The organism is Sorangium sp. So ce590, assembly GCF_051521365.1.
Taxonomy (GTDB): Bacteria; Myxococcota_A; Polyangia; order Polyangiales; family Polyangiaceae; genus Sorangium.
In genome coordinates this window covers 9,852,574-9,867,729 of record NZ_CP150346.1, presented here as the reverse complement: position 1 = coordinate 9,867,729, position 15,156 = coordinate 9,852,574, and the positions used below count along the sequence as shown (strand labels likewise).

The following is a 15,156-nucleotide window of genomic DNA, read 5'->3' as shown; positions in this document are numbered from 1 at the left end:
ACAATTGTCTGGCGAGGTCCGCTGCGCCAAAAACATCTGCTGTTCGAGAAGAAGGACGCCCCCTACAGCGCGCGCCCCGAGCGAGCCGCCGCGCCGCGCCCCGAGCGAGCCGCCGCGCCGCGCCCCGAGCGAGCCGCCGCGCCGCGGCGCAGCGGCGGATCTGTTCGAGACAAGGTGCGATGTGGTGCTCCGCACCCTCCGCCGAGGCGCGTTGTGTTGCGGGCGGCGCCCGTGTGATGCCACGTCAGCGCACCCTGACGATTGGGCTGGATCGGCCTGTCGGAAGGGGTTTGAATCCCTCCTGGGTATGCGCCGCACTTCATCTGTTCTCCGGGCCGCTCCTGTCCTCGGGTTGTTCGTTCTCGCAAACAGCGTGGCCTTCTCGGCCTCGAGCTGTGGCTGCGAGTCGGATCCACAGCTCGCAAATCTGTCGGGCGGCGGCGGGGCCGGCGGCGCGACGGGGAGCGGCGGCGCGGGTGGCGCGACAGGGAGCGGCGGGGCCGGCGGCGCGACGGGGAGCGGCGGGGCGGTGTCCGGGAGCGGCGGCGGGGGCGCGACGGCGGACGGCGGCGGCGGGGCCGGCGGGGTCGCGCTGCCGGACGAGCTGCCCGACTTCACCGAGGAAGAGATCGAGCCCGCCGAGGCCGTGGACGGGATCCCGAGCCCGCTGCCGGGCGTGTACGACGACAAGGGCACGGCCGGCGGCGACGAGGTGGTCCGCGCGCTGATGGGCTTCCCGATCCGCAACGCGGGGCTCCTCGACGTGGCGATCGAGGAGATCTACGACCCGGCGAGCCCGCGGTTCCGCCAGTACCTCACCCCGGAGGCGTGGATCGCGGCGTACGCGCCGCGGGAGCTCGACGTGCACCTCGTGAAGCTCTGGCTCGAGGAGCAAGGGCTCACGGTGAACTTCACGGCCACGAACCGGCTGCTGATCCAGTTCACCGGCACGGTGGCCCAGTTCAACGAGGCCTTCAAGACGGAGCTCAGGGTCTTCGAGCGGGAGAACCCGCAGGCGGGCAATCCCCCGTTCGACGTCTACGGCACCCTCGGCAAGCTCACCGTGCCGACGTGGGTGTCCGACCGCACGACCGGCATCATCACGGCGGATCTCGCGGCGAGCACCAAGCCGCTCCCGCCCGAGGGCGGCAGCATCGAGCCGGATCCGCCGCCCGACGTCGATCGGGGGATGACCCCCGCGCAGATCGCGGGCGCGTACGACCTCGACGACCTCTACGAGCTCGGGTTCACGGGCCAGGGCGTGAAGCTCGGGGTCACGGTCGGCGCCACCTTCAAGTACAGGGACCTCCAGTCGTTCTGGCGCGCGCTCGGCGTGCAGCGGGCGAACCCGGCGGTCGTCGTGACGATGGAGCCTGTCGCGACGCGCTACCTGGAGTCGACGCTCGACGTCGCGTGGTCGGGGAGCCTCGCGCCGGGCGCGGAGCTCGTTGTGTATCAGGGGCCCGACGCGCGCAACACGTCGATGGTCTACACGTTCAACGAGGCGATCGCCCGCGGCGAGGTGTCGGTCATCACGGACTCGTTCGCCCACCGCGAGGACTCCGAGCCGCCGGCCGTGCGGCTCCAGTACCACCACGCGGCGCGGATGGCCGCGGCGCTCGGGATCACGGTCGTCGCGGCGACGGGCGACTCGGCGCAGACCGACACGCCGTCGGCGAGCCCGTACGTGACCGGGGTCGGCGGGACGTCGCTCTGGCTCACCCGGAACGGCGAGGTCGAGAGCGAGGTCGCCTGGTCCGGCTCCGGCTCCGGCCCGACGCTCTCGTTCCCGATCCCGTCCTGGCAGGTCGGGGTCGTGGAGGGCTCCGGCGGCAAGCGCGCGGTCGCCGACGTCGCGATGCACGCCGCGCTCTCGCCGGCCCCGTACTGGGTCTACTACCTCGGCGAGTGGAAGCGCTACGGCGGGACGTCGTTCTCGGCGCCGGCGTTCGCGGGGATCATCGCCGTGGTGAACAGCTACCGCGAGGCGCAGGGCCTGCCGCGCGTCGGGTTCCTCAACTCGATCCTCTACACGACCCCCGACGTGCAAGCGACGTTCCGCGACATCGTGAGCGGCGAGACGGAGTTCTTTGCCGCGGGGCCCGGCTGGGATTACCCGACGGGCTGGGGCGCGCCGAGCGCGATCGGCCTCGCCACCACGCTGCCGTAGCGGCGCGGCCCGCCGGGCCGGGCGGCGCCGCGCGCCGGCTCGATCCGACCGCACGCCGCCGCTGTCCCGCCGCCCCCGCCGCATGCTCGAGAACCTGCCGCTCTTCCCACCGAACGGGCTCGATCGGAGCCTCCATACAGCGGTCCTGATCGGGCTCGTCTTCGGGACGCTCTTCACCGAGACGCTCGGCTGGACGTACGCGGGGCTGGTCGTGCCCGGCTACCTCGCGACGGTGTTCTTCGCGGCGCCGGTCACCGCGGTGTTCATCATCGCGGAGTCGATCGTGACGTACCTGTTCGTCGCGCTGATCGGCCGCTGGATCACCCGGACGGGCGCCTGGTCCACGGCGTTCGGGCGCGAGCGGTTCTACCTGTTCATCGTCGGCGCGGTGATCGTGCGGCTCTTCGTCGAGGGCCTCGTCGTGCCCGAGGCCGCGGCGCGCTACGACTTCGTGCACTCGCGGGAGCTCTACAGCATCGGGCTCGTGCTCGTGCCGCTCATCGCGAACGCCTTCTGGAACAGCGGCCTGCTGCGCGCGGCGCCGCGGCTCGCGGCCGTCACGACGCTGACGGCGCTCGTGCTCGGCGTGCTGCTCCGGACGACGAACCTCTCGGTCTCGCGCTTCCAGGTCCTCAACGAGAGCCTGTCGCTCGAGTTCCTCGAGCTGCCGAAGGCGCACATCATCCTGGTCATCGGCGCGCTGCTCGGCGCCCGCAACAACGTCCGCTACGGCTGGGACTACAACGGCATCCTCGTGCCCGGCCTGCTCGCCGTGGCCTGGTACGAGCCGACGAAGCTGCTCACGACGACGATCGAGGCGCTTGTCGTCTACTACCTCTCGCGCTGGATCATCTCGGTCCGCCCCTTCTCCCGGATGCTGCTCGTGGGGCCGAGGCGCATGATCTTCGTGTACGTGCTCGGCTTCGTCCTGAAGATGGCGCTCGGCTTCGCCATGGTGCGGTTCGCGCCGGGGCTGCAGATGGTCGACTACTTCGGGTTCGGCTACCTGCTCCCGAGCCTTCTCGCCGTGAAGATGTGGAACAAGGAGCACGTCGGCATCGTGATCATGCCGACGCTCCAGGTGTCGTTCACGGCGTTCCTGGTCGGCAACGGGGTCGGCTACGCGCTCGTCGCGCTCGGGTGGGGCAGCGCGCCGCCGCCGCCCGCGGCCGAGGCCCGTCCGCCGCCGCGGATCGAGAGCGCCGCGCTGGCGCTCGTGCTCTCGGACACGGCGCCGCGGCCCGGCCCGCGCCCGAGGGCGGCCGCGATCGCCGCCGACATCGAGTCGCGGCGGATCGCCCACCGGCTCGCGCGCAGCGTGCTGCACGACGGCCGGCCGGAGGACGAGGTCCTCGGCGTGGCGGAGCGCGCGCGGCTCTCGGTTGTGCGCGAGGGCGACGGCGAGCGGCCGTGGTACGTCCTGAGCGCCCGGTTCGACGATCCCGAGGACACGCCGAGCGCGCCGCGGGCGGCGATCCGCAAGCGCGCCGGTCGGAGCCCGGGGTCGGCGCCCGAGTGGCTTGTGCTGGCGGCGCCCACCGAGGTCGGCTCGGCGCTGCCGGCGGTGGCGCTCCGGGTCGCGGAGCTGCTCGACGCCGCGGGGGTCGTGCTGCTGTCGCGCCACGGCGCGATCCGGCGGCACGACGAGGCGTTCGCGGCCTCGATGATCGAGGCCCTGGAGGGCCCCCAGGTGCTGATCGTCGAGCCGGGCGGCGGCGACGGGCCGGAGCTCAGCGTGGTGGGCACGCCGGCGGGGCTGCCGGTCGTGTCGATCGGCGAGGGGCTCGGCGCCGAGACGGCGATGAGGTTCCGACCGGCGGCCGAGCAGCACGCGCTCCTCGCCGACGCGCCGCGCCTCCGGGTGCCGCGCCACGTGGCGGAGGCGGTCGGCGCGCGCATGCTCGGCGCGCCGGAGGTCGTGCGCTGGAGCGGGACCCTCGAGGAGGAGCTCGCGAAGCGGATGGTGTCCCTGACGGAGGTCCAGCCGGGCCGGTTCCGCCCGCCGTCGCTCGAGGAGCTGCGGCTGTTCGACAGCGTCGTGGCGCCGCGGCTGATCGCGGCGGCGACGCGCCCCGGCGACGCCGCCAGCGCGACGCCGCCGACCGCGTGGGAGCGGGCGCTCCTCGGGCGCCTCGGCTTCCGCGAGATCCGCATCGGCGGGAGCGACGCCGCGCCTGCGGCGTGGGGCATCGCCGAGCCTGGGCCGGCCGAGGGCGGCCCGGAGCGCCGCGGGAACCCCGCGTGGCTCGTGCTGGCGAATCAGGCCGCGGTGCCGCCGCGCGCGGGCCCGGCGGGCCCGGCGTCATCGATCGGCGGCGTCCTGCCCGTGTCGCCGTCGCCGGACGCGGTGAGGTCGCCGCTCACGGGCGCGATGCTCGTGGAGGTGCCCGCGCCGCGGTGGCAGATCGGGGCGTTCGGCGCGGGGCTCGCGCTCGCCGACGCGCTCTCGGCGCAGTCGCTCCTGCTCGCGGGGGCGGTGCCCACGGCGGAGCCGAACGGCGCCGCCGACGTGCGGCGCGCCGAGGGGCTGCGCAGCTTCTTCCAGCGGGCGCACGAGGTCTGGATCGGGGACGGCGGCAACGCGCTGTCGGTCCAGGCGATCGAGGCGGATCGGACCTACGAGCGGGACGCGGTGATCTCGTTCGGGTACGAGGTCGTGCGGCCGGAGCACGTGCCCACCTTCGCGGGGCCGCTGCTGGAGACGCTGCGCGATCTGGAGCTGCGCGTGGGGATCTTCGACGGCACGCGCGAGCAGGTGCCGTTCAGCGGCGCGACGGACATGGCGATGGCCTACGCGAAGCGGTTCGCCGAGGGGCGGTTCGCGATCGTGTACCTGGGCAGCGCGATCCGGCGCTTCTTCGAGCTCCGGCGCTTCGCTGCGCCGGGGCAGGGGGAGACGCGCCTCGAGGCGCGGCTCACGCGGCTCGGCGTGGCGCCCGCGCCGCTCGACGTGGCCGGGCGCGCGCAGGCGCTCGCGACGTGCGCGGGGAGCTCGGGCGCGGGCGCGAGCGGGGACGAAGCGTGCCCGACCCGGGGCGTGACGGCGGAGTGCGATCTTTTTTCTGCGATGGAAATTTTCCGCCGCTACACGACCGAGCGGAACCCGTATTACCTGAGGGAGCACTTCTCGGCGCGGGTCGAGGCGCGGTGTCATGTGGAGTTCGGGCGCGACGTGATCACGGGGCGCCCGTGGGTCATCGCGGCCCGGCCGGGGGAGGCGCAGCTCCTGCCGATCGACGGTGCGCTCGTCGCGATCCCGGGCGTTGCGGTACCCGGCGGCGTGCGGCTGCGGCGCGCGGTCACCGTCGGCACGAGCGCGCTCAGGGTCGAGGCGGCCAGGGCGGCCTCGCCGGGCGCGGCGGCCTCGGGATCGCCTGCGTCCGGGTCGGCGGCGCCTGCGTCCGGATCGGCGGCGCCTGCGTCCGGGTCGGCGGCGCCTGCGTCCGGGTCGGCGGCGCCCGGCGCGGCCCCGCAGGAGGCGACCCCGTGACCGCCCCGGCGAAGCGCCGCGAGCCGCCGAGCCACGACGCGCCCGCGCCGCCGCGCCCCGCGCGGCCGCCGCTCCGGGCGCGCTCGGCGACGGGGGGCTTCCGCGCGCGGGTGGGCGCGCCGCGCAAGGCGCTGAACCCGCGCTGGCTCATCGCGATGGCGCTGCTCGGGGTGACGGCGTTCGCGCTCTCGCTCCTGCCGGGCGCGCCGCCGCTGGGGAGCTCGCTGCCGGCCGAGGACGAGATCCTCGCCTACCACATCGAGCCGGAGCGGGACCTCGCGATCAAGATCCCGGCCGAGATCGACGCGGTGGAGGTGACGACCTGGGCGGCCGTGAAGGCCGACGTCTGCGACTCGGCGAGGCGCTATCCCTACGGCTTCGTCGCCGCGTTCGTGAACGAGCGGGGCAAGGAGGTCGCGCGGCACGTGTACGACCTGGAGAGCCGCGTCAGCTGCGATCCGGATCGCCCGCTCGGCGAGGGCGAGTACGCGGCGCGGCTCGAACGCGGCGGCGGCGCGGTGACGGATCCGCGCTCGACGCTGCTCATCACGCACGACGTGCTCCCGCAGGGCGGGCAGGTGCGGCTCCGGGCGAAGCCCGCGGTGGGGAGCGACGGCAAGCCGATCGAGCTCACGATCCTGTCGCGGCTGGAGGGGCGCTACCAGCGCAGCGAGACGTCGCGCGCGCTCTACGAGCAGAGCCTCGACGCGGAGGAGCGGCGGCAGCTGGGGCGCCGGGTGTCGGCGCTCGGCTTCGCCGACCTGCCGGAGCCGGCGCGGAAGGAGCTGCTCCGGGGCTGGGCGCGCCGGCTCGAGGCCGGGGGCCGCGAGGGCATCGACTACGAGATGTCGCGGCTGCTCCTGCGGCGGTTCCGGATGCCGTTCCCGCGGGCGGAGGGCCGCGGCGCGTCCGAGTTCGTGATCGGCGAGCGCCACGCGGCGGCGCTGAACTTCCGCGGCCCGCTGTCGCTCGACATCGAGGGCCCGCCGGGCCGCACCGTGCGCGTCGCGGACGGCGCGAGCGCGCCCGCGAGCGTCGAGCTCGGCCCGCTCGGGCGGGCGACGGTGCGGCTGTCGCGGGAGGACATCCGGACGGTGGTGATCGACGGGGTCGGCCCGGATTTCGGCGTGCGGTTCGGCGCGCCGGAGGCGCACGCGATGCAGCAGATCGGCGAGATCGTGCATCCAGCGATGCCCCCGCCCGCGGGCGCGGCGCCGGAGCCGGCGGCGGACGCCCCCGGCGCGGCGCCGGGGCCGGCGGCGGACGCTCCCGGCGCCGCGCAGGCCGCGCCGGTGCGGCTCCAGACGCCGCCCGACGTGCGCATCGTGCGCTACCTGGTGCTGGATCCGAGCGATCCGGTCATCGCGCGGATGGCGCCCGGGCAGGAGCTCCTCGGGCTGCTGATCCGGACCGAGATCGAGACGGGCGGCGGCGCGAACCAGGGCGAGGCGACGGTGGTGGCGCGGTGGGGGCCGGGCCCGTCCGAGCGCGCCGAGCTCAAGGTGACGCTCCCGCGATCGCGCTTCGAGTGGTGGAACGACGGGCTCGACGCGTCCGAGCCGCGGCTCGCGATCCTGCGGCCGCCGGCGGGGGTGGAGCGGATCGAGATCACGGGGGACGCGAGGACGCGCATGCGGCTGCGCACGATCGAGCCGGGCGTGAACGAGACGCTGTACCGGCTGCCCTACCGGGTGACGCTGGCCGAGGACGAGACGTGGCGCTACGCGCCGTTCGACGTGAGCACGTGGACCGACGTGCGCGCGTTCAACCTCGACGATCTGGAGCGGAAGGAGCGCCTCTCGGATCTTCGCGAGCAGGTGCGGATCGAGCGCTCGGGGGAGGGCGCGAGGTCGGACGCCGATCGCCCGGAGCGGATCCTCACCCCCGAGCATGCGCCGGTGCGGCGGCGGCTGCTGATGCCGGCGTGGCAGTCGGCGGGGGAGCCGTCGCCGGGCGACGCGTGGACGCCGCTGCTCGTGGCGAAGGACGTGCGCGTGGACGGGGAGGGGGCGCGGGCCGGCCGGCTGTCGGTCATCTACCGGGCCGCGCGCGCGTCGCTGGGCAAGGAGGTCGCGGTGCGCGTGGACGGCGAGGTGGCGCTGAAGGAGCCGATCGTGGCGCTGTCGGGCGCGCTGCGCGTGGCGGCGCCGGCGGGCGCGCGCCGGGTCGAGATCGAGGGGCTCGGCGACGCGGGGGCGGCGTACACGGACGCGCCGCCGGCGAACGGCGGGGCGATCGTGCGCCGGCGCGACGTGTTCGAGCTGACGCGCGCCCGGCCGATGACGTACCGGTTCAAGCAGGCGGTGGGCGAGACGCTGCACCTCGTGCTGTTCGTCGTGACGCCCGGGGAGAACGCGGACTACCGCATCCGCTACCGGATCGAGGGGGCGAAGCCCGCGTCGCGGGAGGCGGCGTTCTTCCGGCGGGTGACGATCCTGGACGGCGTGCTGGCGGGCCGGGGCGGGGATCTGACGCGCGCGACGCTGTGGGAGGCGGCGACGGACCGGCGCGGCACGGACGGGGTGGGGCGCGGGGTGATCCGGCTGGGCGACGATCTCGCGCCGGGAGAGCGCGTTGTGCGGCTGTCGCTGCTCGGGCCGCAGGCGGGCGACGCGGGCGAGCCGGCGAAGGCGGTGTGGGTCGGGGCGGTCCTGGTCGGGCAGCGGGCGCCGGGTCGGGACAACGGACCGCGGCTGTGGGTGGAGGACGATCCGTGAGGCGGGAGCGGGGGGCGCCGGGGCGCAGGGGGGGCGCCCCGTAGGGTAGGTTTCCCGTGTGCTCCGTGAGGCGGTCCCTTCCCTCGAGTGGCGTCGAATCCGATGACGTCGAGAGTGGGCGTCCGAATCTGGCGGCTGCGCTATGCTCACTCCCGTGACCAGCCGCCCGGCCGCGCTTCGCGTCCTCGCCGCACTCCGGCAGACCCCGGTCGGCGACGATGCCGTCCTGGTCGGTTCTTCTGGTCTTTTCGGCTTCGACACGCGCGTCCCGGCGCTGACCGAGGACATCGACATCTCGATCCCTGAACCGCTGGTAGAGCAGCACGGGCGTGACATCGTGGACGCGCTCGCGCAGCAGGGCTTCGCGCACGAGGCGGGGACGGCGACCTTCCTGGGCCCGGACGGAGACGTCTTTGACCTCCTGGGGCACGGGGAACCGGAGGCCGGCGATCACATCGGAGGGAGGGGGCTTCTGCGTGTCATGGTGTTCGAGGACCTGTCTCGCGTCGTCGGCGAGCTGAACGCGACGACGGCGCTGCCGCAGGGCGGCCGAGCGCTCACACCGGCGGGCTTCGTGGTGACCAAGCTGCTCACCGAGCGCGCGCACAAGGGCACGAAGGACAAGATCCAGGCGCTCCTGGTCATCGCGGAGCGCGCGGGCGACGAGCGGTTCGAGGCCGACGTCGTACGCCTCCTGGGAACCATCGAGCCAGTACGCCTCGAAGATGTCCGCGGCGCCGCGCAAGACGCCCTGATAGCCCTGGCTCATGATCCTCTCTTTTCTGACGCCGGAGCCGAGGGGTATGTCTCGACGAAGCGTGAAATCGAGATAGGGCTCGAGCGTCTCGAGGCCATGCTGGCGCGGATCCATGCCTGAGCCGCGGAGAGCCCTCACCGCGGAAGAGCGCCTCGCCGAGCTGCGGCGCGCGCGGGTCCGGCTTCGCAGGGAGCGCCTCCAGCGCGAGCTCGCTGGCCCCCTATGGAATCGGATGGTTGGCATCGTCCCCATCGCCTTTCGCCTCGAGGGCACGTTGGCGGCGCGCGTCATGGTTGCTGACCGGGAGACCGTCATCGATGCGTTACGCGATGACGCGGCGTTCGCGCTCGACACGGCGATGCGCCTCTCGCGCGGGCATGGCTTCCTCTCGAGCCAAGACGTCCAGGCCTACCTGCTCGACACCGCACCGCTCGACCGCCTCGCCGCGGCTGGGCTCGTCAGCGCCGAGCCTCACCGCGATACCGTCCTGATTCGCCCTTGGCCGGGCCCGCCGCGCCTCCTGGCGTGCATCGTGGGCGAGCTGCCGGCGTCCCGCATCGTGAAGGGCGGTTATCGCGTGGTCACGGCGGAGCGACTGAAGCGCGAGCTCGTCGGCGCGGTCGGTCGGCGCGCGGATCTGTTCGCGCTCCTGGAACGCGCGGAGCGTGGGGATCTCTGACGCTGCTCCACTTTCTGTGGCCGAGCGGGGGCGGCGGGCACGCACTTTGCTGGCGCTCGCAGAGGCGGCAAGCCGCTCACCTCGCCGACGTCTTCCTCGCGGACGGGGCTCTTCGCGTCAAGCGAAACCTCGCTGGATCATTGGCCGGTTGGTGATTCGGCGGCGTTTGCTGTAGGGTTTCCCCGCGCGGCCCCGGGGTCGCCGCAGCGGAACGAGCACACATGGCGGAAACGACAACGAGCCCGCTCGGGAGAGGCCTCCTCGCGGCGCCGAGCCTCCAACTCGCCGACACCCGCCGTGGTGCGGGCCGCGCGCCGGGCATGAGCGCTGTCGCCGGGCTCGCGTCGGCCGTGGCGGTCATTCTCGGCGGCTCGGCGGCGCGCGCGCAGGAGCCCGCGCGTGACCCGGTGGCCGCCGAGGCGCTCTTCAAGGCCGCGCGCGCGCTGGTCGACAAGGGCGATTATGCGGCGGGGTGCCCGAAGTTCGAGGCGAGCCTCGCGCTCAACCCCTCCGCGAGCACCATGATCAACCTCGCGCGGTGCCACGAGCGCGAAGGCAAGCTCGCGACGGCGTGGCACGATTACAATCGCGCCCTCGTCCTGAACCGCGAGACGGCGGGGGAGCAGCGGCGGCGGAGCCTCGAGGAGATCGCGCAGAAGGAGATCGCGGCCCTCGAGCCGCGCATGCCGAAGCTCAGCATCGTGGTCGAGCGCGCGCCCTCCGGCGTGGAGGTGCAGCGCGACGGCACGACGCTCCCGGCGGCCGCGCTGGGCGAGCCGCTGCCCATCGATCCAGGCCCGCACGAGATCCGCGCGAGCGCCCCCGGGCACCAGACGGAGGCCCGCGCGATCACGCTCGCGGAGGGCCAGACGGAGACGGTCGCGCTCACGCTGCGGCCGGTGGCCGCGGCCGGGGCCGCGGCGGCGCCCGCGAAGGCGAGCGAAGCGCCGGGGGGCGGGGGCGTCCCGGCCTGGGCCTGGGCCTCGGGGGCCGCCGGGATCGCCCTGGTCGGCGCGTCGGTCGGGTTCCTGATCGATGATCTGTCCGCGATCAGCGCATTGCGCGAGAGCTGCCGCGAGGTCCCGGGCGGGACGTACTGCAAGCCCGGCTATGACTTCGCGGCCGACAATGCGCGCAAGAACCGCGATCTCGGCCTCTTCGTCGGCCTCGGCGGCGCGGGGCTCGTGGCGATGGGGGTTGCGGTCTACGGGATCGTCCGGTCGGACGGCGACAAGGAGTCTGCGCCGGCGCAGGGAGCCGTCGCGCTGCCCTGGATCGCGCCGTCCGGCGCCGGCGCCAGCATCTCCGGGAGCTTCTGATGCGCACAGGGGAGGGCGTGCGAATGCATTTCTTCAGGTCTCTGGCCGCGATCGCGATCTCGCTGGTCGCCGGGGGCGCGTGCATCCCTGACGTGGAGCCGAACGTGTTCGTCCTGCCGCGCTGCGAACAGGTCGCGCCCAGCTGCGGTCCGGAGGCCGGCGAGAGCTGCTGCGCGGAGAGCGAGGTGGTGGGCGGCCAGTTCAACCGCCTGAACGACGCGGGCTTTCCGGCCACGGTGGCCGATTTTCACCTCGATCGCTTCGAGGTGACGGTGGGGCGGTTCCGGCAGTTCGTGGAGGGGTATCCGGCGGCCCGGCCGAAGGCGGGCGCGGGCGCGCACCCGCTCATCCAGGGCAGCGGCTGGGACCCGGAATGGGACGCGAAGCTGCCCGCGGGGAAGGGCGAGCTGCGGGCGTCGCTCCAGTGCGACGCCAATTTCCGGACGTGGACCGACGAGCCCACCGGCAATGAGGCGGCGCCCATCAACTGCGTGAGCTGGTATCTCGCGTTCGCCTTCTGCGCCTGGGATGAGGGCCGGCTGCCCACGGAGGCGGAGTGGAACTACGCTGCCGTCGGGGGAAACCAGCATCGGGCTTACCCGTGGGGAGAAGAGGCCCCGAGCCAGGAGCTGGCCGTGTTCGGCTGCGAGACCACGACGACGGTGTGCCCGATCCCGGGTGTCGGGTCCAAGTCCCCGGCGGGGGACGGGAGATGGGAGCAGGCCGATCTGGCGGGGAGCTTGTTCGAGTGGGTCCTCGATTACCACGCCGATCTGACGGGGGCGTGCAGCAACTGCGCGGCCCTGAGCGACGGAGGCTTCGGGAGGGGCTCCCGCGGAGGAGCGTTCTCTCACACCGAGGAGACGCTCAGCCCGACGTACCGCATCGGCGAGCTGCCGGAGAGGACGTTGTCCTTTTACGGTCTCCGCTGCGCGCGAGACGAGTAGCGGGCTCACTGCATCAGCGCTCCTGCCGGTACATCGGACAGGGCTAGTAGGCAGCCTGGCCGCCACATGGGCACGCGGCTGAGATCACTGGCCAGGTGCGCCTGCGGCAAAGTCAAAGCGGGAGCACGGGCAGAGCGAAGACCATCCAGGTCGTACCCGCCGCCCGTTGCCAGCTCGGAAAGGCGGTCGAACCGGTCCCTCGCGACCGTTTCCGGTGCCCTGATGGCGGTCGAACCGGTCCCTCGCGACCGTTTCCGGTGTCCCGAGGGGGGTCGAACCGGTCTCTCGCGGCCGTTTCCGGTGTCCCGAGGGGGGTCGAACCGGTCCCTCGCGACCGTTTCCGGTGTCCCGAGGGGGGTCGAACCGGTCTCTCGCGGCCGTTTCCGGTGTCCCGAGGGGGGTCGAACCGGTGATGTCCGGAACCACATCGGCGCCACCCGCAATCCAGACACTCGCCCGCCGCGGTCCCTTCATCGCCTCCGCAGGTGCAACCTGCCGAGAGCAGCAGCCCGAAAAGCGCGATGCCGACGGTGTGGTAACGACGGGCAAGCGACGTCACGGTTCGTCCATTGAAGCGCCTCATCATCGACCCTCTTCGCCACGGGGCTTCGCCACCGGAGCGCGCGCCCGTACGCATGGCGCGCGCCCGTCGACATCGCAGCTCGGTTTCGCTCGGCCTGTGCTCCGATCAGCCCCCGAAGAATGCCTTTGCCTGCTCTCCCAGCACGTCCTCGCCCTTCGGGCTGCTGGCGTGGCAGCCGTCGCTGACTTCGCCCGCGTCATTGTCGAGGATGAACTTCCCGAGGTAGCTCATGTTTTCGTTGATCGTCGAGTCGTTGGCCAGCTCTCGTGCCTTCATGTCAGTCCAGTCGGCGCCGCCTGCTCCCGCGATGAAGCAGTCGTGTCCTGCATTGTAGACTGGCTGACCCACGATGTAGATATGCGTGCCCGGGTTGACGTGCTGGCGCGCCGCGTTGACCATGTCACGGAGCTCTGTGTCGGTCGCCTTCTGGGACAAGATGCAGATCTGCACCATGATGGCTTTGACGACGTCTTTCCCTCCAATCGACTCCATCTTCCGGTCGAAGAGCTGCCAGGAAGAGCTGTTGGGGTTCGTCCAGTTCTGGACCACCATGGCCCCCGTTTGATAGCTGTCAGCGTTCCACATGACCTTGCCGCCAACGCGCTTGTAGCCAGTGCCGATGTTGTTGGCCATCGAGCAGCCAGTGTACGCGACCGAGTTCTCTCCCGTCGGAGGCAGGTCGTCACCCCCTCCACCCGTTCCGGCGCTGCTGCTCGTTGTCGCATGGCCACCCGTCGCTGCTCCGCCCTCGCCTGCGCCACCGGTGCCACCTCCGCCGGTGCCGCCGCTCAGGGCTCCTCCCGAGCTCGCTCCGCTGGTGCTGGCGCCTCCGACACCTGTCCCACCACCCGTCGAACCTCCGGTCGCGGGACCGCTGGTGCCCGTCGTCCCTCCGGTCGCGGCGCCTCCCGACCCCGAACCGTCGTCCGGGGCACCTTCCGAAGCGCAAGCTCCGAGGCAGAGCGCGGCTATCCCGAGAGCGCAGCGGGCCAGCAATCGATAGGAAAGAACAGGAGAATTCATCGTCGTCACCTTCTGTTAGGGGGCGTTGGTCAGGACCTGCGAGGACCCTCGGCTCGCGTCCGACCGTCCTTGTTCTATTGCCGCTGCGACCCGCGCGAATAGACGGCGAGATCGTCGTCGCCCCCCTTGGACAGATCTGTCACCCCCCCTCGTCGACCTCGAGAGCCATCACGATGCCCGCTTCTCCGAGGGGAGCGTCGCCGAAAAGTTCCGTTCGGTCTGACTCGGCGTCTGTGTCAGCTCGCAGCCTCATGGGGCCACCTGACGGCGTTTTTCGCAGGGTCATGGGGCCACCCCAATCCTGTGCATCGCGCCCCTGCCCGCTGCCCGTCAGCACCCCGCCGAGCCCGCCGGAGGGCGAAACCGTGACCAGCCCTCCGGGGAGCCCGGAATCCACTGCATGCGACCCAAATATCCCGTGCAAGCTCCAGAGCTCCTCGCCCCTCCGCCCGACCCCGCACCGACCCGCGCCCCCGCGCCGGTCCACCTCGATCCCGCGCCGGCCACGGCGCCCCCGCCTCGCCCCGACACCGCGGCGCCGGACCTCGCCGCCGGGCGCCCCGATCCGCGCGGGCCGTTCCGCGCCGCTCAGGTCCGGCCAGGCGACCCGTACGAGCTGTCGCACGGACACCCCATCTTCTGCTCGCCCAGCGGCGGACGCGCCTCGGTCGCCCACCTGCTCGGCGGCGCGGTCGTCGCGTGGGATCCCGCCGTCCGCGAGGCGGGCGTCGACACGGGCTACAGCCCCGCGCCCGAGCAGCTGCGCGCGCCGCACGTGGCCGTGGGCAACGTGCCCGAGTCGCCGGGCTGGGTGGCGGGCGCGCCGGCGCTCGCCATCGAGTACGCCGACCTCGGCGAGGACGAGGCGAGCCTCGCGCAGAAGATCCACGACCTCCTGGCCGCCGGGACGCGCTGGGTCTGGGTGGTCCGCCTCGAAGCCCCGCGCCACGTCGAGGTGCACGCGCCCGGCGCGCCGCCGCGGCGCGCGCTCCCGGGAGAGCTGCTGCACGCGCCCGGCGTGCTGCAGAACCCGCTGCAGGTCGAGGCGCTCTACGAGCGGGCCGCAGCCCAGCAGGCCACACTCACCAACCTGCTGCAGCGCGAGGGCCACGCGAGCCTGGAGTCGCTCCGCGACAGAGGCCTCCGCGAGGGACGCAAAGAGGGTCTCCAGCAGGCCGTGAGGGACGTGTGCGACGTGCTCGGCATCACGCTGTCGCCCAGCGACGAGGCGTCGCTCATCGAGCTCGACGGGACGGCCCTCGCAGCGCTGCTGGAGCGGCTGAAGCGCGAGCGGCGCTGGCCCCTGCCCTAACGCCCGGAGAGCTGCCCCTACAGCGAGTGCGGCGCGCCCCGCCACCGCGAGGGGCGCGCCGCGCGCTCGTCGATGGCGCGCTTGCGCTCGATGCCGGAAATCGGTTAGCCCGATAGCTCACGGCGCACGGGGCGCACGGTGGGCATGGTGCAAGGGTAA

Annotated in this window: 9 protein-coding genes; 8 read left to right on the top strand and 1 reads right to left on the bottom strand. The window is 73.1% G+C overall.

Features of this window, described 5'->3' with window-relative positions; translation table 11 throughout:
• The first annotated feature begins 352 nt into the window (after positions 1 to 352).
• The 7 genes from WMF28_RS37360 (at position 353) to WMF28_RS37330 (ending at position 12,079) form a co-directional block, all read left to right on the top strand.
• Complete coding sequence (locus tag WMF28_RS37360; RefSeq protein WP_437598334.1) at positions 353 to 2,170, top strand: S53 family peptidase; 1,818 nt, start codon at positions 353 to 355, stop codon at positions 2,168 to 2,170.
• Between the two features lie 82 nt (positions 2,171 to 2,252).
• Positions 2,253 to 5,660 (top strand): poly-gamma-glutamate biosynthesis protein PgsC/CapC, encoded by a 3,408-nt coding sequence (locus WMF28_RS37355; protein ID WP_437598333.1) that lies wholly within the window; start codon positions 2,253 to 2,255, stop codon positions 5,658 to 5,660.
• The gene (locus WMF28_RS37350) at positions 5,657 to 8,377 is read left to right on the top strand and encodes a hypothetical protein (protein ID WP_437598332.1); all 2,721 of its coding nucleotides are present in this window, start codon (positions 5,657 to 5,659) and stop codon (positions 8,375 to 8,377) included. Before WMF28_RS37355 ends, WMF28_RS37350 begins: the two co-directional genes overlap by 4 nt.
• A gap of 154 nt (positions 8,378 to 8,531) precedes the next feature.
• The gene (locus WMF28_RS37345; protein ID WP_437598331.1) at positions 8,532 to 9,254 is read left to right on the top strand and encodes a hypothetical protein; all 723 of its coding nucleotides are present in this window, start codon (positions 8,532 to 8,534) and stop codon (positions 9,252 to 9,254) included.
• 154 nt (positions 9,255 to 9,408) lie between these two features.
• Positions 9,409 to 9,813 carry a hypothetical protein gene (locus WMF28_RS37340; RefSeq protein WP_437598330.1) on the top strand — a complete coding sequence of 135 codons (405 nt, stop codon included), beginning with the start codon at positions 9,409 to 9,411 and terminating at the stop codon, positions 9,811 to 9,813.
• Positions 9,814 to 10,034: 221 nt separating this feature from the next.
• Positions 10,035 to 11,132, top strand: a complete 1,098-nt coding sequence (locus WMF28_RS37335; RefSeq protein WP_437598329.1) for a PEGA domain-containing protein — start codon at positions 10,035 to 10,037, stop codon at positions 11,130 to 11,132.
• 23 nt (positions 11,133 to 11,155) lie between these two features.
• Positions 11,156 to 12,079 carry a formylglycine-generating enzyme family protein gene (locus WMF28_RS37330; RefSeq protein ID WP_437598327.1) on the top strand — a complete coding sequence of 308 codons (924 nt, stop codon included), beginning with the start codon at positions 11,156 to 11,158 and terminating at the stop codon, positions 12,077 to 12,079.
• A 688-nt stretch (positions 12,080 to 12,767) separates the two neighbouring features.
• Here WMF28_RS37330 and WMF28_RS37325 read toward each other — a convergent pair.
• Positions 12,768 to 13,295, bottom strand: coding sequence for a hypothetical protein (locus WMF28_RS37325; RefSeq protein ID WP_437598326.1), 528 nt, complete (start codon positions 13,293 to 13,295; stop codon positions 12,768 to 12,770).
• A 790-nt stretch (positions 13,296 to 14,085) separates the two neighbouring features.
• Between WMF28_RS37325 and WMF28_RS37320 the strand changes: the two genes are divergently transcribed.
• Positions 14,086 to 14,997 carry a Uma2 family endonuclease gene (locus WMF28_RS37320; RefSeq protein WP_437598325.1) on the top strand — a complete coding sequence of 304 codons (912 nt, stop codon included), beginning with the start codon at positions 14,086 to 14,088 and terminating at the stop codon, positions 14,995 to 14,997.
• Positions 14,998 to 15,156 lie beyond the last annotated feature (159 nt).

Excerpts from the sequence above, each read along its gene's own strand:
- WMF28_RS37325 (WP_437598326.1), bottom strand. The coding sequence starts at position 13,295 with ATGGCCAACAACATCGGCACTGGCTACAAGCGCGTTGGCGGCAAGGTC.
- WMF28_RS37330 (WP_437598327.1), top strand. The coding sequence starts at position 11,156 with ATGCATTTCTTCAGGTCTCTGGCCGCGATCGCGATCTCGCTGGTCGCC.
- WMF28_RS37335 (WP_437598329.1), top strand. The coding sequence starts at position 10,035 with ATGGCGGAAACGACAACGAGCCCGCTCGGGAGAGGCCTCCTCGCGGCG.
- WMF28_RS37320 (WP_437598325.1), top strand. The coding sequence starts at position 14,086 with ATGCGACCCAAATATCCCGTGCAAGCTCCAGAGCTCCTCGCCCCTCCG.
- WMF28_RS37355 (WP_437598333.1), top strand. The coding sequence starts at position 2,253 with ATGCTCGAGAACCTGCCGCTCTTCCCACCGAACGGGCTCGATCGGAGC.